1 protein-coding gene is annotated in these 279 nt (G+C 54.1%); it reads right to left on the bottom strand.

Translation table 11 applies throughout. From position 1 onward, the window contains the following. A partial coding sequence (locus tag P2081_RS20730) for a hypothetical protein (protein ID WP_278924675.1) occupies nt 1–265 on the bottom strand: 265 nt, incomplete at its 3' end. Nucleotides 266–279: the final 14 nt, after the last annotated feature.

The following is a 279-nucleotide window of genomic DNA, read 5'->3' as shown; positions in this document are numbered from 1 at the left end:
GACACGGACACTTGGACACCCCGGACCCCAGCTTCTTCTCCAGAGGGGAGATTATATGTGGGATTTTATCGGGGGTCACGATATAACGTTCTTGCTCTTTCTTCGGCTCCACTCCGATATCGACAAAGTACAGCCACTGAGACTTGACCTTGAGATCGGCGACGGGCCTGAGTTGCAACAACAAAGGGTCGATGACGTTCTCGATGGACGACTCCGCGTCGAAGGACACGGATACGATGTCAGGCTCCGGGTTGACGGTGGTCAACACCACGTCAAAAC

The sequence above is a fragment of the Pseudophaeobacter profundi genome, from assembly GCF_029697505.1.
In the GTDB taxonomy this organism is placed as follows: Bacteria; Pseudomonadota; Alphaproteobacteria; order Rhodobacterales; family Rhodobacteraceae; genus Pseudophaeobacter; species Pseudophaeobacter profundi.
Note: the sequence above shows the minus strand (reverse complement) of the source record. Positions and strands in the feature narration are given on the sequence as shown.